Genomic DNA, 24,610 nt, shown 5'->3' with positions numbered 1-24,610 from the left:
GCATGCGGCGCCTTTTTTAATCCCGCGCCAGCTCGCGGGCGTAATCGTCAAATACCGGGTGTTGCAGCACCACGTCAATAAAACAGGCCAGCGCCGGCGAATTCAGCTTGCGGCTCGGATAGACCAAATACAGCTCATTACCTTCTGCCTGCCATTCCGGCAGCACTTCTACCAACTGCTTCTGCGCGACCACCTCGCGGCTAAGAAATGCCGGCAAGAGGGTTATCCCGGCCCCGGCAATGGCACATTCACGCGCGTACAGCAGGTTATCGGTAATATGCCGCGTCGGCAGCTGCCAACGGAAATATTCATCCCCCCGGCGCAGGTTCCAGGCCGGCCAGGAACTGTGTGCAATACACCGATGCTGCTGCAACTGCTGCGGGTGAAGGATCGGTGAGTGCTGCGCCAAATAAGCCGATGAGGCCAGTAAATAACGTGGCGCATGGCCCAAACGGCGGCCAATCAGTGAAGAGTCCTGTGGCTTGCCGGTCCGCAGCGCTGCGTCATACCCTTCCTGCACCATATCTACCATCGCATCAGACACCGACACTTCCAGTGAGACATCTGGATATTGGCGTTGAAAATCCGCAGTCAGCCGCGGTAACAAGGTTGCGCCTAAGCCTGCGGGGGTCGATATACGTAACCGGCCGCTGGGATTATCACGCAACCGTTGCAGCGCCAGGTCTGCCCGTTCGGCGGCGGTGAGCATTTCCTGACAGTGTTCCAAATAACGCTCACCGGCAAAGGTCAGGTTGAGCTGACGGGTGGTGCGATTCAGTAACCGCAGGCCCAGCGTTTGTTCCAATTGGCTAATCCGCTGGCTGACGCTGGATTTTGGCAAAGCGGCGCGTTTGGCGGCGGCGGTAAAACTGCCGCACTCGGCCACCAGCGCAAACAGCGCCATGTCCTGTAACTGTTTAAACCGCATTGTTCACCTCAAACGAACACTTAGTTAGTTATTGTCCATCTTATCACTCCCCATCAAGAGGTCTACACTGTGGCTATTCATTCGAAAGGAGCACAGTCATGCCGATTAAAGCCATTGCCGTAGACCCCAAAAACCCCGCAGCTTTCATTGAGATCAACCCGGAAAAGCCCACTCCCGGTCAATACGATCTGTTGGTGGACGTTAAAGCGGTGTCGGTCAATCCGGTGGACACCAAGGTCCACGCTGGCCTGCAAAAAAGTGGCCTGCAACAGCCGCGCATCCTCGGCTGGGATGCCAGCGGTATCGTGGTTGACGTGGGCAGCAGCGTCAGCGGCTTCAAACCCGGCGACGAGGTCTGGTACGCCGGCGATATCACTCGTCCAGGCAGCAACAGCACCCTTCAGTTGATTGACTCTCGTATCACGGCCCACAAGCCGCGCAGCCTGAACTGGGCAGAGTCCGCCGCCATGCCGCTGACTGCCCTGACCGCCTGGGAGGCTTTGTTCGAACACCTGAAAATTCAGGACGCGGCAGCAGGGAAAACCCTGTTGATTATTGGCGGTGCCGGTGGCGTCGGTTCGCTGGCGATCCCCTTTGCCGCACAGCGCAGCCAGGTGAAGGTGATTGCAACCGCCTCACGCCCGGAATCAGCAGCCTGGTGCCTGGAGCGCGGCGCCGATCTGGTCGTTGATTATCACGACCTGAAAGGCAACCTTGCACAGCAAGGCATTGAGAACGTGGATTATATTCTTTGCCTGAACGACACCGACGGTCACTGGAAAGCAATGTCTGACTTGATCGCGCCGATGGGCCACATCTGCACCATCGTAGAAAATGCGCAACCGCTGGACCAGAGCGCCCTGAAGTTGAAAAGTGCGGCACTGCACTGGGAATTAATGTTTACCCGCAGCATGTTCAACACGCCGGACATTGCCCAGCAAGGTGAGATCCTCAAGCACGTCGCGCAGCTGCTCGACGAAGGGAAGTTAAGCACCACCCTGAGTGAGACGCTGCATGGGTTGACGGTAGACAACCTGACCGCCGCGCATGAAAAACTGCGCGACGGCCATATGCAGGGCAAATTGGTGATTGTTTACTGATGAGGCAAAGCGCGTGGCGTTATGGCGTCACGCGCCTTTTCCGGCCGCACAAAAGCAATGCACACCGGTTGCGGCGCAGCTTTAGGATCGGCTTGGAACGGCAGGCTTTGCTGCACGTCAATGCGTATCTTGGGCCAACTGGCCAGAGCGCCATCGAAATCCGTTTGCTCACAGGACTCCCCCAAGTGACCGAACAGCACGGCCCCGTGCTGCGCAATCTGCGCATAACTGACATGGGCGTTATAAATGTTCGGCCGCTCATGATTGGACCAACGCGTAATCGTCTCCGGGCGCGAAGCGGCATACACCGTCATCCATTGTGATAAATAAGCGCCACCGACATAATTTAATTCCATTCCGTAATGTTGCAACCAACGCTGTTCAACTCCAGCACTGAACGCCTTGATCCCCACCATCTTTTGCCCAGCATTACGCACGTTGCCGACCATGATGGCGGCATAACCCAGATAAATCACCAGCGCTGCGCACATCATCCCCACGACAGCACTGCGCAACGAACGGTGAGGCGGTTGTTTTACACAGCCCACCAACAACGCGGGAGCCAACACAAAGAAAGGTTGCAGCCACTCGGTCAATCGGCCCCCCACATTGAAGGAAAACCAGAAAGTAATAATGCCCAGCGGCAACAGATAGATGCCTAACAGCACCCGCATCGAAGGATCGTCAGGCCAGGCCAGCACCGCTCCCGCACGTCGCAAAATCAGCCACAGGAACAATGACGGATAAAACACCAACAGCAGCGATTGCAGCATATCCAGGTTTAACTGCATTTTGACTTGCGAGTCGACCCACTTGAATGCGGCAAAGTCATGCTGCCACAGCCAAACCAGGTTTGGCACGACAATAGCCAGCCAAGCAGCAACTGCGAGGTAAAACTGAGGCTGTCTGTAGCAGCGGCGAATATGGGGTATAAACAGCGTCGACAGGAAAGCGAAATAAACAAATGCAAAGGTTGAGTACTTCGCCATCGTCGCCAAACCCGCCGTGACGGCAAACGCCAGCCACCAGTTAGCGGAACGGGTGATCGCCAGATGAAAGCACAGCATCATCCAGGGCCACAGCATCACCAGCAAATAGTTGTCGTTATAGGGGATAATATCGAAATTAATGATGCCTGAAAGGTTCAGCGTCAACAGTGCCAACCAAGCCAGCCGGGTGCTGCCACTCAGGTGCCGCGCCAGAAGCCATACCCCCAGCATACCTATGGCGATTGCCACAAAGTGGCTCGCATACCAATAGATATTTAACGGCAACCAGGGCAACCAAATCACCGGGTGCATCGCTACACCCACTAGCCACGGGTTTTTCGGCGAGCCCCACTCTGCATTGATGCCCCAGTTTACGGCTTCGACAGCATCGTAAGGCACGGTTGGATCGAGGTGAACAGTCAGCAGTGTCCAGGCAGCGGCATAGAACAGTAACCAGATAGCAAGTAAGCGATACGTCATAGTCTCTACGGCATTTGTTTCGACGAAACGCTTAACCTAATAAATGATTAATGAACCTTAACTAAACAACAGTGAAATCCAGCGTTTAACGGCTAATTTTGCCCAGGTGATCACACATTGGGCGGCATCAACCAATGACGTGCTGATTTTCAGGTGCCGCTATCAAACGGCTGGCGTCGGCCGCCAACAGCTGTTTTACCAAGTCGACACAGCGCAGGAAACGCTCGTCATAGCCGCTGGATTCTACGTGCACGTACTCGATATTATTGGCGCGCAGCATCTCCTCCAACAACTGCTGGAAGGCTTTGCGATCGTTGGGATTGCCGAGGCTCCGCAGGCCGTCCGCCACCCATGGGGTGTTATTTTCCAAGAGTATCACCAGATCAAACCGATACTCATCAATCAGCGCCTGCACAAAGGGGTGCTCCCTGCCTTCGTACTTCTTGCAGAATGCCTGGGTGGTAACAAAGTCAGTATCGATAAACGCCACTTTATTGGCATATTTAACCGCGAAATCAACGTATTGAGCCTGACCCAACGCGATCTTGTCATAGTCAGAATACTGCAACGCCATTTCATCACCACCCAGGTGCGAGAACACATAGTCGCGGCCATATTCCCAGGCGCTGGTGGTATTAAAAATGTTCGCCAGCTTATTCACCAACGTCGATTTGCCACTCGACTCACCGCCGAGAATCGCCACGGTGCGGACAAAGAAGGGTTTCACTTCGGTCGGGATATAGTCCCAATAGCGGAACGGATCCTGGCGGATCTGGCTGCCGCTGATATTCATAAATGAACGTTCTGGATCGATCAGGATGGTTTCAATCGCCAAATGTTCGCGATAACGCGGGGCGTCCTGCGCTTCGCTGGAATAGATAAAACTCGGCACGATGGCTTTCTGTTCCAGAAAAGCTTTCATCCCGTCGCTCCATACATTCCAGCCGTGCGGGTAGGGTTCAATACCCTGCTCGTCGAATGAATGAATATGGATGTTTTTCTGGTACTTGAAGGTTTGCAGTAGCCAGCGCAGACGATCGCTGACCGTCGGCTGCTGCGACATCGAGCTATTGTCGAACAGCTCCCGATCGCGCGGTTCGTCGTGGCACAGGATCACGTGCAGTTCATCTACCTGGCTGCAGGCACGTTGAATCAGGTAAATATGGCCAGTATGCAGAGGGTAAAATTTACCAAACACCACACCGACCTTTTTCTCACGACGCGGAAACTCCAGACCCAGATAACGGTGTAGCGCTTCCAGTTTCTGGGCGCTCGGGCTTTTGATTTTGTCGTTTAACAGCTGGCTAAGATAGCCTTTGGTCATGCCACTGGCATCTGCCACCTGTTGCAGGGTACAGTTCTTCTGCTTAATCGACGCCTTCAGGTAATCAAATTGCCGCATAGCCCCTCCGTTTAGTATGCTAAACAAAATAGCATAATCTTCACCCCACGTGGCAATTAATAAAACTGTTCCAGCACGTCAAGTGCATCCGCCAGCTTCTTCACGCCGAACACCTGCATGTTGGCCGGCGGTTTTTTCGGTACGTTGGCGTGCGGTACGATAGCCCGTTTGAAGCCATGCTTGGCCGCCTCAGAAATACGCTCCTGACCACTGGGCACCGGACGGATTTCTCCCGCAAGACCGACCTCACCAAACACCACCAGATCGTTTGGCAGCGGGCGATCTCGCAGACTGGATACCAGCGACATCAGCAACGCCAAGTCGGCGCTGGTTTCACTCACTTTCACCCCGCCGACGACGTTAACAAAGACGTCTTGATCGGACATCTGCAAGCCACCGTGGCGGTGCAACACCGCCAGCAAGATAGCCAGGCGGTTTTGCTCCAGGCCAACCGCCACCCGCCGCGGGTTGGACATCATGGAATGATCGACCAGCGCCTGGATCTCTACCAGTAACGGCCTTGTGCCCTCCCAGACCACCATAACCGAACTGCCTGAGGTCACCTCATCACCCCGGCTCAGGAAGATGGCCGACGGGTTGCTGACCTCACGCAGACCTTGTTCGGTCATGGCGAACACGCCCAGTTCATTCACCGCACCGAAGCGGTTTTTGTGGCTGCGCAAGGTACGAAAACGCGAATCGGCATCGCCGTCCAGCAGTACCGAGCAGTCGATACAGTGCTCCAAGACTTTCGGCCCGGCCAGAGAACCGTCTTTGGTCACGTGGCCAACCATCACTATCGCCACACCGCGTGTTTTGGCAAAGCGCGTCAGATAAGCGGCAGTTTCACGCACCTGTGCCACGCTGCCCGGCGAAGACTGAATATCCGCCATGTGCATCACCTGGATGGAGTCAATCACCATCAGCTTTGGCTGCTCCTGCTCGGCGATCAGGCAGATCTGTTCGATACTGGTTTCCGACAGCATATTCAGGCCCCCCGTCGGCAAACCGAGACGGTGGGCACGCATGGCAACCTGTTGTAAGGATTCCTCACCGGTAACGTACAGGGTCTTCATTTGTTCGGACAGTTTGCATAATACTTGTAATAGCAACGTACTCTTACCGGCACCGGGATTACCGCCAATCAGGATCGCGCTGCCCGGCACCACTCCCCCACCCAGCACGCGGTCAAACTCAAGAAAACCGGTAGAGAAACGCGGCAACTCTTCGAGACTGATATCCGACAACTTTTGCACTTTGCTGATGCCAGCATCGCCGGCATAACCGCTAAGGCGCTCGTTGCGAGAAGAAGAAGATACGGCAGCCAGGCGCACTTCTGTAATGCTGTTCCAGGCGTGACAAGCGCTGCACTGCCCCTGCCAGCGCGGATAATCAGCCCCACACTCATTACATACAAACGCCCGTTTTGCTGCTTTTGCCACGTATTACCTCAATCATTTTTTATACCCTAGATAATTGGAGTTGCATCAAGGCAGCCAGTGCGGGAATCCTCAGGAGCTTACTTAGGTAAGTGACTGGGGGTGAGCGCACGCAGCTAACGCGGAGGCAGCTTCAAGTATGACGGGTTTAGCGAACTTCGTGTTTCAGGCTGCCGGTCAGTACACACAGCACACCGATAAGGTCAGCATGGCGAATCGACACCTGCGCCTTCTCATACACTTTCGGTTTGGCGTGATAGGCGATGCCTAATCCGGCAACCTGCATCATTTTCAAATCGTTGGCACCATCGCCGATGGCGACAGTTTGCTGTATTGGGATGCCCAGCTTTTCGGCCAACGCAACTAACGTATCCGCTTTGAACTGCGCGTCGACTATCGGCCCCAAAACGTCACCGGTCAGCTTGCCGTCACGGATTTCCAGCTCATTGGCCGCCACCGCGACCAATTTCAGTTTGTCGCGCAGGTACTCGGCATAATAAGTGAAACCACCAGAAGCAATCGCCACATGCCAGTCCATTGCCTGTAACTTACGCACCAGGCTGATCAATCCAGGCATCAACGGCAACTCATCACGCACCTGCTTGAGAATATTGGCATCGGCACCTTTAAGCGCACCTACGCGCTGGCGCAGGCTGGCAGTAAAGTCCAATTCGCCTCGCATCGCACGCTCGGTGACTTCCGACACTTGCTCGCCCACGCCTGCCAGTTTGGCTATCTCGTCAATGCATTCAATCTCAATTGCGGTCGAATCCATATCCATCACCAGCAACCCTGGAGTGCGCAAATGCGGGATCTTGCCGAGCGGCGCCACATCCAGCCCGCTCTCTGCCGCCAGCAGCTTGGCGCGCGCCGTCAACGTACCGGCCAGACGCACAACCTGATAATCCTCAACACACCAGGCGGTCACGATCACCATCGCCGCACCCAACTTACGCTGGAAATCGGTGATACGCGTTTTGTTCAGTTCTCTGCCATATAATAGCCAACCGGTATGACCCGCCCGATAATCCAGCGGCATCACTTCGTCACCGCTCAGCGAAAGGGGAAGACCCGGCCATTGAGAGATCTCTGCCGGGAGATCGCAATAGGTCAGACTATTCGACATCCTTAACTCCTGAAAAAACACTGCATGATAAAACGACGCATCAAGCTATCCTATCGCCATTGGTTCTGGCAACATAAAGTGTCCAAGATGCCCAAGGAACCTGCATGGCTCGCGCTAAACTGAAATTCCGCCTGCACCGCACTGCTATTATCCTGATTTGCCTGGCTTTACTGGTTTTGTTGATGCAGGGTGCGTCCTATTTTAGCCTGAGTCACCAGTTGGCGCGATCCGAACAGGTGGAAGAACTGGCACAAACGCTGACCAAACAGGTGGCGTCGAGCCTTGCTCCCCTGATGGACGACGACAGTGATGTCGACAATCAGCGCATCAATGCCATTCTCAAACAGCTCACCGATCACAGCCGTATTCTGGACGCCAGCGTCTATCAGCTTGACGGCACATTGATTTCCCATGCCGGTGAGCAAATAAGTATACGCGATCGCCTGTCGCTTGATGGCAAACGCGCCGGGAGTTACTTCAACCACCAACTGGTGGAGTCTATTCAGAGCAAAGACGGCCCGATTGGCTTTATCCGCATCACGCTCGATACCCACGTGCTGGCAACTGAATCCAAACAGGTGGACAACACCACCAACCTGCTGCGCCTGATGATCCTGCTGGCGTTGGCGATCGGCATTATTCTGGCCCGAACCTTACTGCAACACCGTCGCAGCCGCTGGCAACAGTCACCGTATCTCCTGACCGCCAATACCCCTTTGGATGAGGGTAACACGGTGGAAAATGACGATGACGAACAGCCGGAAGAAAAGAAAGAAGAAGAGAAAAAACGCTGAGGGCCGCATGCAGAGGCGTAAATAGAATAACGTGAAGCTCAGGGGCGCGGCAGGGTGCCGCGCCCGCAGTGTTATTACGCTTTGTCACCCAGCAGTACAGATTCCAGCGCGATAACGATCATTTCGTTAAAGGTGGTCTGACGCTCTGCCGCGGTGGTCGCTTCATGACGCAGAATGTGGTCTGAAACGGTACAAATGGTCAGTGCTTTACAACCGAACTCTTCGTACATCTCCGCAGCCACACCGTAGATGCCGGCGGCTTCCATTTCCACACCCAGGATGCCGTACTTCTTCATCACCTGGAACATGTCTGGATCTGGCGTGTAGAACAAATCAGCAGAGAAGATGTTACCCACGCGCGCCGGGATACCCTGCGCTGCCGCTGCGTCTACTGCGTTACGCACCATGTCAAAATCGGCAATCGCCGCATAGTCATGATCCTTGAAACGCATGCGGTTCACTTTGGAATCGGTGCAAGCACCCATACCGATCACCACGTCACGCAGTTTGACATCGTCACGAACCGCGCCACAGGAACCCACACGGATGATTTTCTTCACGCCGAATTCGGCAATCAGTTCACGCGCATAAATGGAGCAAGATGGGATCCCCATACCGTGGCCCATGACAGAGATCTTACGACCTTTGTAAGTCCCGGTGAAGCCCAGCATACCGCGCACGTTATTCACTTCCACCGCGCCTTCCAGGAAAGTTTCCGCGATGTATTTTGCACGCAGCGGATCGCCCGGCATCAGTACTACGTCAGCGAAATCACCCATTTCAGCATTAATATGCGGCGTAGCCATAATTGTCTTCCTTTAGAAATCGTATTGAATAAAAACGTCAAACATCCAAACCATTGAACGCCAAACTGCAGTGCCCTCACTCGTGGGCGAGTCCCCAGCCACTGACTTGAGTCAGTCACTGGGGCCCACGCATAAAGCTAATAACGCTGCAGCTTGAAATAGGGGGCTTAGAGCATGGATTTACCGTAATCCATCGGTGACACGCCAAAGTAGCTGGCGACCGTCTGGCCGATGTCGGCGAAGGTCTCACGGTGACCCAATGAGCCTGGTTTTACTTTCGGACCGTAAACCAATACCGGAATGTGCTCACGGGTATGGTCGGTGCCCGGCCAAGTTGGATCGCAACCGTGGTCAGCGGTGAAGATAATGATGTCTTCATCTTTAACCAATTTTAACAGCTCAGGCAGGCGGCGGTCGAACAGCTCCAATGCTGCGGCATAGCCTGCAACGTCACGGCGGTGGCCGTAAGAGGAGTCAAAATCAACAAAGTTGGTGAACACAATGGTGTTGTCACCGGCTTTTTCCATTTCGATCAGGGTTGCATCAAACAATGCGTCGATACCGGTCGCTTTGACCTTCTTGGTGATGCCCACGTTAGCGTAGATATCGGCAATTTTACCGATCGACACCACTTCACCGCCCTTCTCGTCCACCAGCTTTTTCAGCACGGTAGGGGCAGGTGGTTCTACTGCCAGATCATGGCGGTTACCGGTACGCTGGAAGTTGCCCGGCTTGTCGCCCAGGAAAGGACGCGCAATCACGCGGCCGATGTTGTAACCGCCTTCCGTCAGCTCTTCACGGGCGATTTCACACAGCTCATACAGACGGTCCAGGCCGAAAGTTTCTTCATGGCAGGCAATCTGGAACACTGAGTCAGCAGAGGTGTAGAAAATCGGCTTGCCGGTTTTCATGTGCTCTTCACCCAGTTGGTCGAGGATCACCGTGCCGGATGAGTGGCAGTTGCCGAGATAGCCGGGCAAATTGGCACGTTCAACCAGTTTGTCCAGCAGTTCTTGTGGGAAGCTGTTGTGCTCGTCGCTGAAATAGCCCCAGTCGAACAAGACCGGCACACCGGCGATTTCCCAGTGGCCTGACGGCGTATCTTTACCAGAAGAAAGCTCGCTGGCATAACCGTAGGCACCAATGATATCCGCATTGCGATCCAGCCCTTGCGGGAAGGTGCCAGTGGACTCTTCCGCCGCTTTACCCAAGCCCAAACGGCTCAGGTTAGGCAGTGTCAACGGGCCCTGACGGCCAACGTTGGCTTCACCGCGCGCGCAAACATCGGCAATATGGCCCAGCGTATCGGAACCCTGATCGCCAAATTTCTCAGCATCTTCGCTTGCGCCAATACCGAATGAGTCTAATACCATAATAAATGTGCGTTTCATCATGCTCTCCTGTATACCCGTCGTCTTTCAAGCCGCAGGTGTGTGGGTTGCCTTCACTCACCCCAGTCACTGGATTTACCAAGCTCCTGGGGATTCCTTCCGTTGCCGCCTACCTGCATCTTGAAATTCATTGGGTATAGCGGCAGCGAGTTTGGCTACCGCTATAAATGTTGTAAAGGTAATACTTATTCCGAAATGCGTTTGTAAACTACCGGCGTCTCTTCCGGTGCTTTGTCGCTTAGCGTCATGGCACTGCGGACCGCTTCGGCCGCCTGCTGCCAAGTTTCTTCGTCGTTGGCATGGATCACCGCCAGCGGTTGCTGAGTATCCACTTTGTCGCCCAGACGCGCCATGCCAGTCAGGCCCACGCTGTAATCAATACTGTCGGTCGCACGACGACGGCCACCGCCCAGTGACACGACAGCCATGCCCAGCGCGCGGGTATCCATCGCGCTGATAATGCCCTGCTTCTCAGCATAAACGGGCTTGCTCAGGGTTGCCGCAGGCAGATAGCTGTCGTAACGCTCAACGAAATCGGTCGGGCCTTGTTGTGCAGCCACCATCCGACCAAACACCTCTGCTGCCTTACCATTGTCCAATACCGCCTGGAGCTTGGCACGCGCATTGGCGTCGTCTTTCGCCAGCCCACCGGAAAGCAACATCTCCACGCACAACGCCATGGTCACTTCCAACAGGCGTGGGTTGCGGTATTCACCGGTAAGGAAGCGCACCGCTTCACGCACTTCCACCGCATTACCCGCGCTCGAAGCCAGTACCTGGTTCATGTCTGTCAGCAATGCCGTGGTTTTGCAGCCCGCACCGTTGGCCACGCCAACAATCGCCTGTGCCAAATCAGCCGACAACGCGTAAGTTGGCATAAAGGCACCAGAACCGACTTTAACGTCCATCACCAAGGCATCCAGGCCTTCTGCCAGCTTTTTCGCCAGAATAGACGCGGTGATCAGCGGGATAGAATCCACGGTCGCGGTAATGTCACGGGTCGCGTAGAAACGCTTGTCCGCCGGTGCCAGCGAGCTGGTTTGGCCGATAATCGCAACGCCTACGTCCTGAATAATCTTACGGAAGGCATTGTCGTCCGGGAAAATATTAAAGCCCGGGATGGCCTCCAGCTTGTCCAATGTCCCACCGGTATGGCCCAAACCACGACCAGAAATCATTGGGACATAACCGCCACATGCGGCGACCATGGGACCGAGCATCAGCGACGTCACATCGCCCACACCGCCTGTGGAATGCTTGTCGACTAAAGGTCCATTCAGCGACAGACTTTTCCAGTCCAGCACGGTGCCGGAATCACGCATTGCCATGGTAAGCGCCACGCGCTCCGGCATGGTCATATCGTGGAAATAAATGGTCATCGCCAGCGCGGCGATCTGACCTTCGGAAACCACATTGTCACGGATCCCATTGATGAAAAAGCGGATTTCCGCTTCGCTCAACGGCTGACCGTCACGTTTCTTACGAATAATTTCTTGTGCCAGGAACAAGGCATCCCCCTGTTTTAGCGAATGTAGGGTGCAGGCAGGCGCCGTATCGCGCCTTGCCGACGTAATCGATCAGTAACCGCTACCGGACGTCTCGGCACTGTGGCCCAGCGTCGTCAGCAGGCTGGCTAATAAGCTGGACGCCCCGAAGCGGAAATGACGCGCATCGGCCCAGCCTTCACCCAGAATACGATCGGCAAGTTGCAGATAATGCAGCGCATCTTCCGCCGTACGAACACCACCGGCCGGCTTAAAGCCTACGGTTTTGGCGACATTCATATCGCGGATCACCGACATCATTAGCTCAGCACTTTCCAGCGTCGCGTTGACGGGCACTTTACCGGTAGAGGTTTTGATAAAGTCAGCACCGGCCTTGATGGCAATCTCCGACGCCTTACGAATCAGATTCGCCTGCTTTAGCTCACCGGTTTCGATGATCACTTTCAGCAGGACATTAGCCGCCTGACAGACCTGTTTGCACTGTTTTACCAGTTCAAATCCCACTTGCTCATTACCGGCGAGCAACGCGCGATAAGGGAATACCACATCCACTTCATCAGCACCGTAGGCGATAGCCGCACGGGTTTCCGCCAGCGCGATGTCGATATCGTCGTTGCCATGCGGGAAATTGGTTACGGTCGCAATGCGGATATCCGGCGTCCCCTGTTCGCGCAACGTTTTACGCGCTATAGGGATAAAACGCGGGTAAATACAGATGGCCGCCGTATGGCCTGCCGGGCTGTTCGCCTGACGACACAACGCGATCACCTTCTCGTCGGTGTCATCATCGTTCAGCGTGGTTAAATCCATTAAGGTCAGCGCACGTTGCGCTGCTGCGGTTAGTTCGGTCATAAAACTCTCCAACTGAGAACCTGGATGTTGGCGAGCGGACTTGGTTCCTTGAAGACAGCGCTGGGGAACAGAGCTCCCACGGCGGCCACTGAGATCCTTCTCACCGCGCATGACCCTTCGTTTCGTGCAGGGTCAGTAATAGCTATTTGAACACGATCGCCCGGGGCGATTCGCGCTCACAGTCACACTATATGAAATAACACTGTAACAGGCCGGAATTATATGTGAAGAGCATCACAAAATAACGCGATATCGTTCACAAATTCGCTAAAGAAACGGACAAAGACAACGGGCACAGCATCTGTGCCCGTCTTAGAGTATAGGCGGAGTCCTGCCATAGAGCATGTTGCGCCAGGGCAAGACAGAACCTGGCTTACAGTGCCAAGAAGAACCCGGCAATGGTTGCGCTCATTAAGTTGGAGAGCGTGCCGGCAGCCACGGCTTTCAGACCGAAACGCGCAATATCGTGACGACGGTTTGGCGCCATGCTGCCTAAGCCACCCAGCAAGATCGCCACCGATGACAGGTTGGCGAAGCCGCACAGCGCAAAGGAAATGATGGCCTTGGTATGCATAGACAGCACCTGCAGCCCGTCAGCCGCAACCACATCGTCTGGACGCAGGTAAGCGCCAAAGTTCATGTAGGCGACAAATTCATTCACGATAATCTTCTGGCCGATAAACGAACCGGCAGTCATCGCTTCATGCCATGGCACACCAATCAGGAAAGCGATCGGTGAGAATACCCAACCCAAAATCAGTTCCAGCGACAGTTGCGGATAGTCGAACCAACCGCCAATACCGCCGAGAATACCGTTCAACAACGCAATCAATGCGATAAACGCCAACAGCATCGCACCGACGTTCAGCGCCAATTGCATGCCCGAAGCCGCACCGGAAGCCGCCGCATCGATCACGTTAGCCGGGCGATCCTCTTCGGCGATCAGCTTCATCGCATCGTCTTTATCGTGGGTTTTTTCGGTTTCTGGCACCATCAGCTTGGCAAACAGCAATCCACCCGGCGCTGCCATGAACGACGCGGCAATCAGGTATTCCAGCGGCACACCCATCTGGGCGTAACCCGCCAGCACTGAACCGGCGACCGAGGCCAGGCCACCACACATCACGGTGAACAATTCAGACTGGGTCATGGTAGCGATATAGGGACGTACCACCAGCGGGGCTTCGGTCTGGCCAACGAAGATGTTGGCGGTTGCAGACAGCGACTCGGTACGTGAAGTACCCAGCAGTTTTTGCAAACCACCCCCCAAAATACGAATCACCAGTTGCATGATGCCGAGGTAATAAAGCACCGCAATCAGCGAGGAGAAGAACACGATTACCGGCAGCACGCGCAGGGCGAAAACAAAACCGCCGCCGCCGAAGACTTCAAACATCTTGTCGGAAACCAAGCCGCCAAAGATAAATGAAATCCCTTGGTTGCCATAAGCGATGACGTTAGCGACACCCGCCGACATACCGCCAAGAATGGCTCGGCCAACCGGGACATACAGCACCAGCGCGCCGATGGCGACCTGAATAACAAATGCCCAGACAACGGTGCGCAATTTAATCGCGCGGCGGTTGCTGGAGAGCAGCACGGCAATGGCGATCAGCGCCGCCATACCGACCAGGCTCATGATGAGTTGCATGCAAAGTATCCCTGTTGCGAAAAAAAGAAATGCATCCCTGTCCGGTAATACCGCGAGGGTTGCTTATGAGTGATTTCGGGATGCGATTATACGGAGCGAAGCCGCACCCGCACCGATTTATGTCACAAATGTATACAACAGGAAGCAAATGAAAATCTTATAACGTGATGGACATCACATTTATGACGGGTTTACATCTCAGAGCTTAAACAGGGTGTGAGTGTTGTGTTGCAGATGGGCCGCAATATCATCAGGAGATTCAGCACGCAGTTGGCATAACACCTTAAATACCTCTGCGGCACGCTCAGGGCGGTTGGCCTGGCCTTGATAACCGGCTAGCGGCATATCCGGTGCATCGGTTTCCAGCAGTAAAGAAGTCAGCGGCAGTTGGGCCATGACGTTGCGGGTTTTCTGCGCCCGCTCATAACTGATGGTGCCCCCGACGCCGATGTAATACCCCAGACGAATGAACGCTTGCGCTTGCGACAAGCTGCCGGCAAAGCCATGCACCACGCCACAACGCGGCACCGGGGTACGGCGTAACAGTGCAGCCAACTGATCGTGGCTACGACGAGAATGCAGGATCACCGGCAAATCGTATTGTTTAGCCAGCGCCAATTGGGCCGCCAACACCCGCTGCTGCCGTTCAAACTGCGGGTTTTCCATATACAAATCGAGGCCGATCTCCCCCACGGCGACCAGCTTCGGAGGTTGGCTTGCCAGGAATGCCGCCAGTTGCTCGAGTTCAGGCTCCTGATGCTGGGCAATATACAGCGGATGCAGCCCCAGAGCGGCAAACAGCGGTGGGTATTCGCGCGCCAGCTTCAGAACCCGGGCAAAGCGATCGGCGGTCACCGTCGGCACGATGATCCGTCGCACGCCCGCCTGTTCGGCAAGAGCCAGGCTTTCTGGCTCATGGCCGTAAAACGGCGGAAAATCAAAATGGCAGTGTGTGTCGGTGAAGTCGTGACTCACAACTGTCCCCCTTCGCCCGGCGGCACGTCGCCCGGCAGGATAATATCCATCGCAGCCAACTTGGCTTCCGGTTGTGCCGCAAGATCGCGCGGGTGTGTGACGTCGGTAATGATCGGTGAAGGCATGACAACGTTTTCCGGTTGGATCAAACGGCGCGACAATGCCTTTTTCACCTTCATGCCATCCAGCTTATCCTGTTGAACCAACCAGTGACCGACGGTTGCCAGGAAGTAACGTCCACAACGGCGACCCAAGTGATAGTCCTGATTAAGTGACGTCAAACGGCTGCCCAAGGCATTACTGGCCAACGGCTTTGGTGGGAAAATTTCAAAGATACGCAGCTTGCCGGGCGGTTTCTCAATAAACTGCTGGATGCGGTGATAGCTTTGCTCATGGTGTTGCAGGATGCGCACCATCTGTTGCAGGCTACTCTCGCTCAGCCAGTGCTCCATGCGCTTCATCCACTGCGGCGTGTAGTACATCTGTGACGGCACGGTGCGTATCACCACAATGGTGTCTGCGCCGCGGCGATAGGCCTCTTCAACCGGAATCGCGTCACTGATACCGCCATCCTGATAGCTCACGCCATCGAGTTCCACCCCCATCCGGTAAAAACCAGGGATGGCGCTGGATGCCTTGATGGCTGGCAACCAGTTTTCGCGCCGTGCCGACAGGTAGGTGGGCTCAAAATCATCGCTGCGGCAAGCGCACATCAGGAGTTCACGGCCATCGATCAGGTGCTTTTCCGCCACGTCCATTGCCAGCGGCAGCTGTTGCGACGTAGTGTCGATGAGCCAGTCAAGATCAATCAAATGCCCGCCGCGCACAAAACGCAGCGGATTGAAGAATTCAGCAGAGGTGGTATAACGCGTGATCACTCGCCGGGCGTAACCCATCTGGCCACAAATAAAAGCCGAGAGATTTTGCGCGCCGGCAGAAGTGCCGATCATCAGATCAAAAGGATTAAAGCGGGCACGCTGAAACTCGTCCAGTACGCCGGCGGTAAAAATACCGCGCTGCCCGCCCCCTTCACATACCAACGCCATTTTACCGGGCCGGTAAGGTTTATACGCCAGCGGTTCTATATTGCCGAGCGTGATGGGTATTCTGTATCCCAACCCTGAATCCTCAGTGAGACGTTTTACCCGAGGATACCTCGTCTTGCTCTCTTCCGTAATCCTCTTGCAGTACACCAGAGAGGCAGTCATTGCTTCCCATCAGCCAAATGCAGTCATTGTCGGACCACTCTGCCAATGCTTGGCAGGCCCGGCCCTTCAACTGTTTCCAGCGTCCGAGAATGATATCGCTGTTCATGACTGGCCTCCCTACTGCGAGAAAACGGATTAAGCTTTGTTACACTTTGTCTTAAGAAGCTAAGGACGTCGGCGGCCGGTAAACAGGCTGACCAGGAACAGAATGATCCCAACGACGAAGACGATTTTTGCTGCCCAAGCGGCGGTACCCGCCAGCGTCCCAAAACCCAACGCCGCAGCAATCAATGCAATGACTAAAAAGATAATGCCCCAACGAAACATAAGCTTCTCCTTACCATAGTGAAAAAACACATCGCAGCCTGTGCCCTTGTCAGGCTCTCTCAGGTTGCAGGTCAGTTTCTTTTTTTGATGGTGCATCCTGGGTTAACCTCACGACCAACCCAGGATTTGGTGCTTGTTGTCACGTGTTCTAAAAATTTATGGTTTAACGACCAGGTCGTTCTTAACGCTTTTCACGCCGTCGATAGCCTTGGCGATGCTTTCAGCACGCTCAGACTGCGCCTGGCTTTTCACTTCACCGGAAAGCTGCACGACACCGTCGGTGGTTTCCACTTTCACGTTACGCGAAGGCACGATGTCATCGGCCAGCAGTTTAGCTTTCAGTTCGCTGGTGGTCGCAGTATCACCGGCATAGGCTTTCATGGATTGCTTGCTTTCATCTTTCACGTGCAGCTTGTCGCTGACGGATTTAACGCCTTCAACCTTACCGGCCACTTCTACCGCATGCTCGGCCTGCGCTTGGCTACCGACAAACCCGCTCAGGGTGACGGTCCCTTTCTCGGTTTTCACCGAGATATCGCTGCTGGTGATGGTTTTATCATCCACCAACGCACTTTTAACTTTAGCCGTTGTTGCGCTGTCATCCATGTAGCCGTCAACTTTTTTCATGGAGCTATCGATTTTGGCACCCGCACTATCAGCGGCACTCGACGCTTTATTGAGCAGCGTATCTTCAGCCAGCGCGCTGCCACTAACCAGAACGGAACCCAAAACAACAGCCATCAGTGATTGTGCAAATTTAGTATTTTTCATCGATCTCTTCCTTTGGTTGTGAACCCAAAATGGTGACGGATTCTTCAGCCACCATAACGCGGCCCATTCAGTAAATACTTCACAATTTCTATACGATCAAATATTCACGTAAAACGATTGTTGCCACACCTGGACTGTTGCAACGGCTGTGCCAACTTTAAAATTAACTTTAAAATCAACAACAAAACAAAAACAGCTTACTTTTCAAACTAAAAACTGTCGCCTATTAACGACAACCTCTGCCCGTAAAATCGATGTTATCGCTATGTTATTGATATTTATAACATCACACTGTCTCTAATTGGCAACAGTACCGAACAACTCGCTACAGTTATAAGCAAATTCAGTGAATTACGCTTACCCATCCGTTAGCGCCCTGTTAAATATAGACCATATGACAAAAAAAGCAGGTAAGGCCGGGAAATTGCTGATGATGACAAGAGAGAATGAACTGATGAGGGGAATTTACTAATTAGCAGGCTGAGAGGGAATTCAATAGCAGCAGGGCGCCCTAAGGCGCCCTGCTGTTCTGTTAGTGCTCGCGCGTTTTGCGGAACACCACTTCAGGGTAACGTTCCTGTGTGATGTTCAGGTTAACCATGGTTGGCGCAATGTAAGACAGGTTGTCTCCGCCGTCCAATGCCAGGTTAAGTTCACACTTACGTTTAAATTCTTCAAACTTCTTCACGTCACTGCATTCAACCCAGCGGGCGGTCGACACGTTGACGGACTCGTACAAGGCTTCAACGTTGTATTCGCTTTTCAGACGCGCTACCACCACGTCGAACTGCAGCACACCCACCGCGCCAACGATCAAATCGTTGTTGGCAATCGGACGGAAGACCTGTACAGCCCCTTCTTCAGATAGCTGAACCAGACCTTTCAACAATTGTTTTTGCTTCAGCGGATCACGCAGACGAATGCGGCGGAACAGTTCCGGTGCAAAGTTTGGAATACCGGTGAACTTCATATCTTCACCCTGGGTGAAGGTATCGCCAATCTGAATGGTGCCGTGGTTATGCAACCCAATGATATCGCCAGGATAGGCTTCTTCCACGTGCGAACGGTCGCCCGCCATGAAGGTCAGTGCATCAGAGATTACGACGTCTTTACCGGTACGTACCTGACGCAGCTTCATGCCTTTTTCATAGCGGCCGGAGACCACACGCATAAAGGCAACGCGGTCACGGTGTTTAGGATCCATATTGGCCTGAATCTTAAAGACAAAACCGGTGAACTTCTCTTCGGCAGCGACCACTTCACGGGTGCTGCTTTGACGCGGCATCGGCGCAGGGGCCCAGGCAACCAGACCGTCAAGCATATGGTCCACACCGAAGTTACCCAGTGCGGTACCAAAGAATACCGGCGTCAAATCACCGCTGAGGAAAGCATCTTGATCAAACTCGTGGGATGCGCCCTGCACCAGCTCCAGCTCTTCACGCAACTGCGCAGCCAGATCCTCACCGACGGCAGCGTCCAGTTCCGGGTTGTCCAACCCTTTGACAATGCGCACTTCTTGAATGGTGTGGCCTTTACCGGTCTGATAAAGGTAGGTTTCATCCTTATACAGGTGGTAAACCCCTTTAAACAGCTTGCCGCAGCCGATAGGCCAGGTGATCGGTGAGCAGGCGATTTTCAGCTCACGCTCAACTTCGTCCATGACTTCCATTGGATCACGGATATCGCGGTCCAGTTTGTTCATGAAGGTCAGGATCGGGGTATCGCGCAGACGGGTAACTTCCATCAGTTTACGGGTACGATCCTCAACCCCTTTCGCCGCGTCAATCACCATCAAACAGCAGTCGACAGCGGTCAGGGTACGGTAAGTATCTTCGGAGAAGTCTTCGTGTCCCGGGGTATCGAGCAGGTTAACCAAGCATTCGCGATACGGGAATTGCATCACCGAGGTCGTAATGGAAATACCACGTTGTTTTTCCATCTCCATCCAGTCGGATTTGGCATGCTGGTTTGAACCGCGGCCTTTTACCGTACCGGCGGTTTGGATCGCCTGTCCGAATAACAACACCTTTTCGGTAATGGTGGTTTTACCGGCATCGGGGTGCGAGATGATGGCGAAAGTTCTTCTTTTCGAGACTTCGCGGGCAAATTCACTAGGAGACATGTTTTTCAGATTCTACAGTTAGTCCGCCCTGCGAAAGCATCAGAACGCGCCGATCGCGGCGCCAGGCAAAGCGGTAAATAAAAGATAATAGCCGGGTATTTTCGCTGATTTGTCAACCGGTGACAATCAATGCTTTTCCCGGCGGAAAAGTTAGAAGCGGGCTACCCGCTAACCTAGCGGCAGCGCCATCACAATCGCATCTTCACGGCCATGGGTGCCTGGGTAGTAATTCCGGCGGATGGTCACTTCGTTGAAGCCGAGATCTTCGTACAACGCGATGGCAGCACGGTTAGAAGCGCGGACTTCCAGCCACAACGTCACTACGCCACGGGTTTCCAATTGGGCAATGAGCGCTTCCAGCAGCTGGCGGCCGAACCCACGACGTTGCCAGTCTGGATGAATGGCAATGTTGAACAGCGTAGCTTCATCCAGCACGATCTGGGTAATGGCAAAACCGGCCATCTGCCCGTCGGATTCCAGCTTCAGATTCAGATAGCGGTCGCCCTGATTGCTGGTAAAGGTGGCCTGTGTCCAGGGAAAGGCGTGGCTGGCTTGCTCAATCTTGAAGGCTGTGGCCAGATCGGCCGCGTTCAGGGTAGAAATAGTGTTCATGATGACAAATCTGCTGCCAGAGTGCGCGTTTGGCACTCGCATCGAGAGAGAGCTCGGCCAATGCCGGGCTATATAGCTGCGCGCCGGCCACCGCAAGTGGCTCCGCAACGCCCAACCGCCAACTGTTGCATTCGGTGTCCTCAGGCAGCATAGCCACCTGATCCGGCGTCAGGCCGTAGGTTTGCGCCGGGGTCAATCCCAGGCTGCGCAGCACGTCGCAAAACAGCGGATCGTTATGCTCAGGCAAGGTCTGCGCCACAACCAGCAAGCGCACCTCGGGTGGCAGGCTGACCGCGACTTCGCCCTGCAACACGCCCGGGCGGCGCAATGTCCACTGCGTAATACCCAGTTGTTGTAACAGCCAGTCGCGTTTTGATGCCATGCCGATTCCTGTCAGGATCTACCTGTTGTGGTGCGCCATGCCTGCCATGCGCCGCGCTATGCTAACAAACCCGCACGGCCTGCGCCAACATCCCGTCATCTTTCATCTTAACGGTACTCTTTATACCCAATAGCTTTCAAATTGCAGGAAGGCGGCAAGCGAGTGAATCCCCAGCAGCTTACTCAAGTAAGTGACTGGGGTGAGGTCGCGCAGCCAACACATCTGCGATTTGAAAGATGACGGGTATATAAACCCGTCGAACATATCGCCACAAAGCTCTATAATCCCCGGTCTAATTTCTAGGAGCCAAAACCTGATGTCTGCATTAACCCCCGCCAGTGAAGTTATGCTGCGCCACAGTGATGAGTTTATCGAACGCCGCGTTCTGTTTGCCGGTGACCTGCAGGACGCCCTGCCGGCCCAATTCGAGGCCGCGGATGTGCGTGTCCATACCCAGCAGTACCATCACTGGCAGTTACTGAACCGGGCGATGGGTGACAACGTGCAGTTCGGTCTGACCGTGGATGCCGCGTTCGTCGCCGAGTGCGATACGCTGATCTACTACTGGCCGAAGAGCAAGCAGGAAGCCCAATTCCAGTTGTGCAACATTCTGGCATTGCTGCCCGTAGGCGCTGATGTGTTCGTCGTCGGCGAGAACCGCAGCGGTGTTCGCAGCGCGGACCAGATGCTCGAAGACAACACCACACTGGTTAAAATCGACAGCGCTCGCCGCTGTGGCCTGTATCACGGTCGTCTGGATACGCAGGCCGAATTCGCACTGGAAGACTGGTGGGAAAGCTATCAATTACACGATCTGGAAGTGAAAACACTGCCGGGCGTGTTCAGCCGTGACGGCCTGGACGTTGGGAGTTCGCTGCTGCTGTCTACTCTGGATAAACACATGAAAGGCAAAGTGCTGGACGTGGGTTGCGGTGCCGGTGTCATGGCGTCAGTGTTGTCCAAAATGTCACCAAAGATGAAGCTGACCCTCAGCGACGTCAACGCAGCCGCTATTGAATCCAGCCGTGCAACCCTGGCTGCCAACGGCATTGAAGGTGAAGTCATCGTCAGTAACGTCTATTCCGACATTACCGGCCGCTTTGATTTGATCATCTCCAACCCGCCGTTCCATGATGGCCTGCAAACCAGCCTGACAGCGGCCGAAACCTTGATCCGCGGCGCATTGAAACACCTGCCGATTGGTGGCCGCCTCCGCATCGTGGCCAACGCCTTCCTGCCGTACCCGGACATTCTGGACGCCACCTTTGGCAGCCATGAAGTGCTGGCACAAAACGGCCGCTTCAAGGTTTATCAGGCAACCGTAGCCCGTGCGCCACGCGATACCAAGAAGAAGAAATAAGTCGGATTTCGCCCGTTAACCCCGGGTATCAGGGCGCCGCGTTCATACGCGGCGCCCTTTTTATTTAACCGTTAATATACGTCATCGACTCCGCACTGTAGCGATTGCCCGCCACTGCCTCCACCGGGAACACGGCCTCGATTGCCGCCAGGTCCGCCTGGCTCAATGTCAGTTCCGCTGCCGCCATGTTCTCCTCCAGATAACGACGCCGTTTGGTACCCGGAATCGGCACAATATGCTTGCCTTGCGCTAACACCCAGGCCAACGCCAACTGCGACGGTGCCACGCCTTTCAGTTTCGCCAGCTCGGTCACTTTCGCCACCAGGGCCAGATTGCGGGCAAAGTTATCGCCCTGGAAGCGCGGATTGCTACGGCGGAAATCGTCGGCATCCAGGTCCTCCGGCCGCTGGATCGCCCCAGTCAGGAAACCTCTCCCCAGCGGACTGTAAGGAACAAAACCGATGCCCAGACGCTCACAGGCGGCCAATACGCCTTGCTCGGCATCACGCGTCCATAGCGAATACTCGGTCTGCAACGCGGTAATCGGATGCACCTTATGCGCACGCTCAAGCGTAGCAACCGACGCTTCGCTAAGCCCAATGTGGCGGATCTTCCCTTCACGGATCAGATCCGCCATGGTACCCACGACATCCTCAATGGGCACCTGCGGATCGACCCGGTGCTGGTAATAAAGGTCTATTTCATCGACCCCCAGTCGTTTCAGGCTGCCTTCAACCGACCGGCGAATGTATTCCGGCCGGCTGCTGACGCCACGCGCGGCGGGATCGGTGGGATCGCGCAAAATACCGAACTTCGTCGCTAAAAACACCTGCTGCCGCTTGCCCTTGATTGCCTTCCCCACCAGTTGCTCGTTCGTGTGTGGGCCGTACATGTCGGCGGTATCCAGCAGGGTGACGCCCAGTTCGAGCGCCCGATGCAAGGTGGCGATGGCTTCCTGTTGATCGCTGCCGGTTGAGTAAAAGTCACTCATCCCCATGCAGCCCAAGCCCAGAGCAGAAACAGTCGGGCCATTGGGGCCTAATTGACGTTGTTGCATTGTGTTGCCCTCATACCGTGGATTGATAACGCAACAAAGTCTGGTTGTTTACCCTGCAAAGATAAATAATGCGAATGGCTCATCACTGTTCATAAATCGCTAACAATACGGAGAAGCTAATGGATCAGATCCAGGCCATGCGCATTTTTACCCGTATCGTCGAGTTGGGCAGCTTCAGTCGGGCAGCCGAGCGTCTGCAATTGCCACGAGCCACCGTCAGTAATGTGCTCAAGCGACTGGAACAACGCCTCGGCGTACGCCTGCTGATCCGCACCACCCGCCAGGTACAGGTGACCAGCGAAGGCACGCTTTATTACCAACGCTGCGTGCAATTGCTAGGGGCATTGGAAGAAGCGGACACACTGTTTAGCCACCATAAACTGAAGCCTTCCGGCAACATACGTATCGATATGCCGCATTCGCTGGCTCGCGAAATCGTTATTCCCGCGTTGGGTGACTTTTATCAGCGCTATCCAGAGCTCACCCTGTCGCTGGGGGCCAATGACACCCACGTCGACTTGCTGCGTGAGGGCGTGGATTGCGTACTGCGCGCATGGGAAACCGAGGACGACAGTCTGGTGGCACGACGCATAGCCATGATGCCGCAGCTAACCTGTGCGTCACCCGGCTATCTGGCGACGTTCGGCGTGCCGCAGTCGATTGATCAATTACAACCGCACCAGGCGGTGGGTTACTTTTCCCTCGCCAGCAATCGCAATTATCCGCTGGAATTTTGCCGGAATGGCAAAGTGGAATTACGCGAACTCCCCACCCGGCTAAACGTCAGTGGCGCAGATGCCTACACCAGCGGCTGTCGCGCCGGCCTGGGGCTCATACAAGCTTCTCGCTATTCGTTGACGCCCTGGCTGCAAAATGGGGAATTGGTGGAAGTATTGGCAGAAACACCGCCCCCGCCGATGCCCATTTACATCATGTATCCTCCCGGTCGTTTCCTTGCACCACGGGTCAGGGTGTTGATTGACTGGCTGATTTGGCTGTTTGAGCACGGCAAAAGTAGTGATATGGCTATATTTCCAGCAAACACCAGCAAACAGGGGAAATAACTATTGACGTACCCGCCAAAATCTCTAGAATTCGCCTCCGTGGTAGCGTTACTCCGGTAATGTTTCTGGTATGCGAAGGTGGCGGAATTGGTAGACGCGCTAGCTTCAGGTGTTAGTGTCCTTACGGACGTGAGGGTTCAAGTCCCTCTCTTCGCACCAAATAACCACATGATTTATATTGCACAGCATCAATGCGAAGGTGGCGGAATTGGTAGACGCGCTAGCTTCAGGTGTTAGTGTTCTTACGGACGTGAGGGTTCAAGTCCCTC

At 54.6% G+C, this 24,610-nt stretch carries 23 protein-coding genes and 1 tRNA gene; 5 read left to right on the top strand and 19 right to left on the bottom strand.

Annotated elements, in window-relative coordinates; translation table 11 throughout:
- Positions 1–16: 16 nt before the first annotated feature.
- Positions 17–928, bottom strand: coding sequence for a LysR family transcriptional regulator (locus AC2FC2_RS25515; protein WP_209634942.1), 912 nt, complete (start codon positions 926–928; stop codon positions 17–19).
- Between the two features lie 98 nt (positions 929–1,026).
- On the opposite strand from AC2FC2_RS25515, the gene AC2FC2_RS25510 reads away from it, so the two are divergent.
- Entirely contained in the window at positions 1,027–2,028 is a 1,002-nt protein-coding gene (locus tag AC2FC2_RS25510; RefSeq protein ID WP_209634940.1) for a zinc-binding alcohol dehydrogenase family protein, read from the top strand.
- Here AC2FC2_RS25510 and AC2FC2_RS25505 read toward each other — a convergent pair.
- The 4 genes from AC2FC2_RS25505 to serB all read right to left on the bottom strand — a co-directional run bounded on the left by AC2FC2_RS25505 (position 2,022) and on the right by serB (position 7,464).
- The gene (locus AC2FC2_RS25505) at positions 2,022–3,497 is read right to left on the bottom strand and encodes a glycosyltransferase family 39 protein (protein ID WP_490660105.1); all 1,476 of its coding nucleotides are present in this window, start codon (positions 3,495–3,497) and stop codon (positions 2,022–2,024) included. The two genes, AC2FC2_RS25510 and AC2FC2_RS25505, sit on opposite strands and share 7 nt — an antisense overlap.
- Positions 3,498–3,624: 127 nt before the next feature.
- Positions 3,625–4,899, bottom strand: coding sequence for a multifunctional transcriptional regulator/nicotinamide-nucleotide adenylyltransferase/ribosylnicotinamide kinase NadR (nadR, locus tag AC2FC2_RS25500; RefSeq protein WP_209634937.1), 1,275 nt, complete (start codon positions 4,897–4,899; stop codon positions 3,625–3,627).
- A gap of 56 nt (positions 4,900–4,955) precedes the next feature.
- On the bottom strand, positions 4,956–6,341 hold the full coding sequence (gene radA, locus AC2FC2_RS25495; protein ID WP_020825123.1) for a DNA repair protein RadA: 1,386 nt from the start codon (positions 6,339–6,341) through the stop codon (positions 4,956–4,958).
- Positions 6,342–6,486: 145 nt separating this feature from the next.
- The gene (gene serB, locus AC2FC2_RS25490) at positions 6,487–7,464 is read right to left on the bottom strand and encodes a phosphoserine phosphatase (RefSeq protein ID WP_209634935.1); all 978 of its coding nucleotides are present in this window, start codon (positions 7,462–7,464) and stop codon (positions 6,487–6,489) included.
- 104 nt (positions 7,465–7,568) lie between these two features.
- Here serB and AC2FC2_RS25485 point away from each other — a divergent pair, with 104 nt between their 5' ends.
- Complete coding sequence (locus tag AC2FC2_RS25485; protein WP_490660104.1) at positions 7,569–8,258, top strand: YtjB family periplasmic protein; 690 nt, start codon at positions 7,569–7,571, stop codon at positions 8,256–8,258.
- A 74-nt stretch (positions 8,259–8,332) separates the two neighbouring features.
- Here the strand turns inward: AC2FC2_RS25485 and deoD are convergent, their stop codons facing one another.
- The 13 genes from deoD to AC2FC2_RS25420 form a co-directional block, all read right to left on the bottom strand.
- A complete protein-coding gene (gene deoD, locus AC2FC2_RS25480; RefSeq protein ID WP_061807400.1) occupies positions 8,333–9,064 on the bottom strand; it encodes a purine-nucleoside phosphorylase in 732 nt (243 codons plus the stop codon).
- 167 nt (positions 9,065–9,231) lie between these two features.
- Complete coding sequence (gene deoB, locus AC2FC2_RS25475) at positions 9,232–10,455, bottom strand: phosphopentomutase (protein ID WP_209634929.1); 1,224 nt, start codon at positions 10,453–10,455, stop codon at positions 9,232–9,234.
- 185 nt (positions 10,456–10,640) lie between these two features.
- Entirely contained in the window at positions 10,641–11,963 is a 1,323-nt protein-coding gene (gene deoA, locus AC2FC2_RS25470) for a thymidine phosphorylase (protein WP_490660103.1), read from the bottom strand.
- A gap of 69 nt (positions 11,964–12,032) precedes the next feature.
- Positions 12,033–12,812 carry a deoxyribose-phosphate aldolase gene (gene deoC, locus AC2FC2_RS25465; RefSeq protein ID WP_209634924.1) on the bottom strand — a complete coding sequence of 260 codons (780 nt, stop codon included), beginning with the start codon at positions 12,810–12,812 and terminating at the stop codon, positions 12,033–12,035.
- 373 nt (positions 12,813–13,185) lie between these two features.
- Complete coding sequence (locus AC2FC2_RS25460) at positions 13,186–14,451, bottom strand: NupC/NupG family nucleoside CNT transporter (RefSeq protein WP_209635291.1); 1,266 nt, start codon at positions 14,449–14,451, stop codon at positions 13,186–13,188.
- 210 nt (positions 14,452–14,661) lie between these two features.
- Positions 14,662–15,438 (bottom strand): TatD family hydrolase, encoded by a 777-nt coding sequence (locus AC2FC2_RS25455; RefSeq protein ID WP_209634921.1) that lies wholly within the window; start codon positions 15,436–15,438, stop codon positions 14,662–14,664.
- Positions 15,435–16,556, bottom strand: a complete 1,122-nt coding sequence (locus AC2FC2_RS25450) for a patatin-like phospholipase family protein (RefSeq protein ID WP_490660102.1) — start codon at positions 16,554–16,556, stop codon at positions 15,435–15,437. Before AC2FC2_RS25450 ends, AC2FC2_RS25455 begins: the two co-directional genes overlap by 4 nt.
- Before the next feature lie 10 nt (positions 16,557–16,566).
- Positions 16,567–16,752, bottom strand: a complete 186-nt coding sequence (locus tag AC2FC2_RS25445) for a CsbD family protein (RefSeq protein WP_209634914.1) — start codon at positions 16,750–16,752, stop codon at positions 16,567–16,569.
- A 59-nt stretch (positions 16,753–16,811) separates the two neighbouring features.
- Positions 16,812–16,973 carry a DUF1328 domain-containing protein gene (locus AC2FC2_RS25440; protein WP_004955572.1) on the bottom strand — a complete coding sequence of 54 codons (162 nt, stop codon included), beginning with the start codon at positions 16,971–16,973 and terminating at the stop codon, positions 16,812–16,814.
- Between the two features lie 156 nt (positions 16,974–17,129).
- Positions 17,130–17,744, bottom strand: coding sequence for a molecular chaperone OsmY (gene osmY, locus AC2FC2_RS25435; RefSeq protein ID WP_209634911.1), 615 nt, complete (start codon positions 17,742–17,744; stop codon positions 17,130–17,132).
- A 532-nt stretch (positions 17,745–18,276) separates the two neighbouring features.
- Entirely contained in the window at positions 18,277–19,866 is a 1,590-nt protein-coding gene (gene prfC, locus AC2FC2_RS25430) for a peptide chain release factor 3 (RefSeq protein ID WP_209634908.1), read from the bottom strand.
- A 168-nt stretch (positions 19,867–20,034) separates the two neighbouring features.
- Positions 20,035–20,478 (bottom strand): ribosomal protein S18-alanine N-acetyltransferase, encoded by a 444-nt coding sequence (rimI, locus tag AC2FC2_RS25425; protein ID WP_209634904.1) that lies wholly within the window; start codon positions 20,476–20,478, stop codon positions 20,035–20,037.
- On the bottom strand, positions 20,423–20,860 hold the full coding sequence (locus AC2FC2_RS25420; protein WP_037424156.1) for a DNA polymerase III subunit psi: 438 nt from the start codon (positions 20,858–20,860) through the stop codon (positions 20,423–20,425). The genes rimI and AC2FC2_RS25420 overlap by 56 nt, the downstream gene beginning before the upstream one ends.
- A 316-nt stretch (positions 20,861–21,176) precedes the next feature.
- Here AC2FC2_RS25420 and rsmC point away from each other — a divergent pair, with 316 nt between their 5' ends.
- Positions 21,177–22,220, top strand: coding sequence for a 16S rRNA (guanine(1207)-N(2))-methyltransferase RsmC (gene rsmC, locus AC2FC2_RS25415; protein WP_209634898.1), 1,044 nt, complete (start codon positions 21,177–21,179; stop codon positions 22,218–22,220).
- Between the two features lie 64 nt (positions 22,221–22,284).
- On the opposite strand, the gene AC2FC2_RS25410 is transcribed toward rsmC, so the two are convergent.
- On the bottom strand, positions 22,285–23,277 hold the full coding sequence (locus AC2FC2_RS25410) for an aldo/keto reductase (RefSeq protein WP_265555823.1): 993 nt from the start codon (positions 23,275–23,277) through the stop codon (positions 22,285–22,287).
- A 119-nt stretch (positions 23,278–23,396) separates the two neighbouring features.
- Between AC2FC2_RS25410 and AC2FC2_RS25405 the strand changes: the two genes are divergently transcribed.
- Both AC2FC2_RS25405 and AC2FC2_RS25400 read left to right on the top strand, forming a co-directional pair.
- Complete coding sequence (locus AC2FC2_RS25405) at positions 23,397–24,341, top strand: LysR family transcriptional regulator (RefSeq protein ID WP_265555824.1); 945 nt, start codon at positions 23,397–23,399, stop codon at positions 24,339–24,341.
- 72 nt (positions 24,342–24,413) lie between these two features.
- Positions 24,414–24,500, top strand: a tRNA-Leu gene (locus AC2FC2_RS25400).
- Positions 24,501–24,610 lie beyond the last annotated feature (110 nt).

The sequence above is a fragment of the Serratia sp. CoH_122_TC_1 genome (genome assembly GCF_058191755.1).
This window is presented reverse-complemented; position numbering and strand designations above follow the sequence as displayed.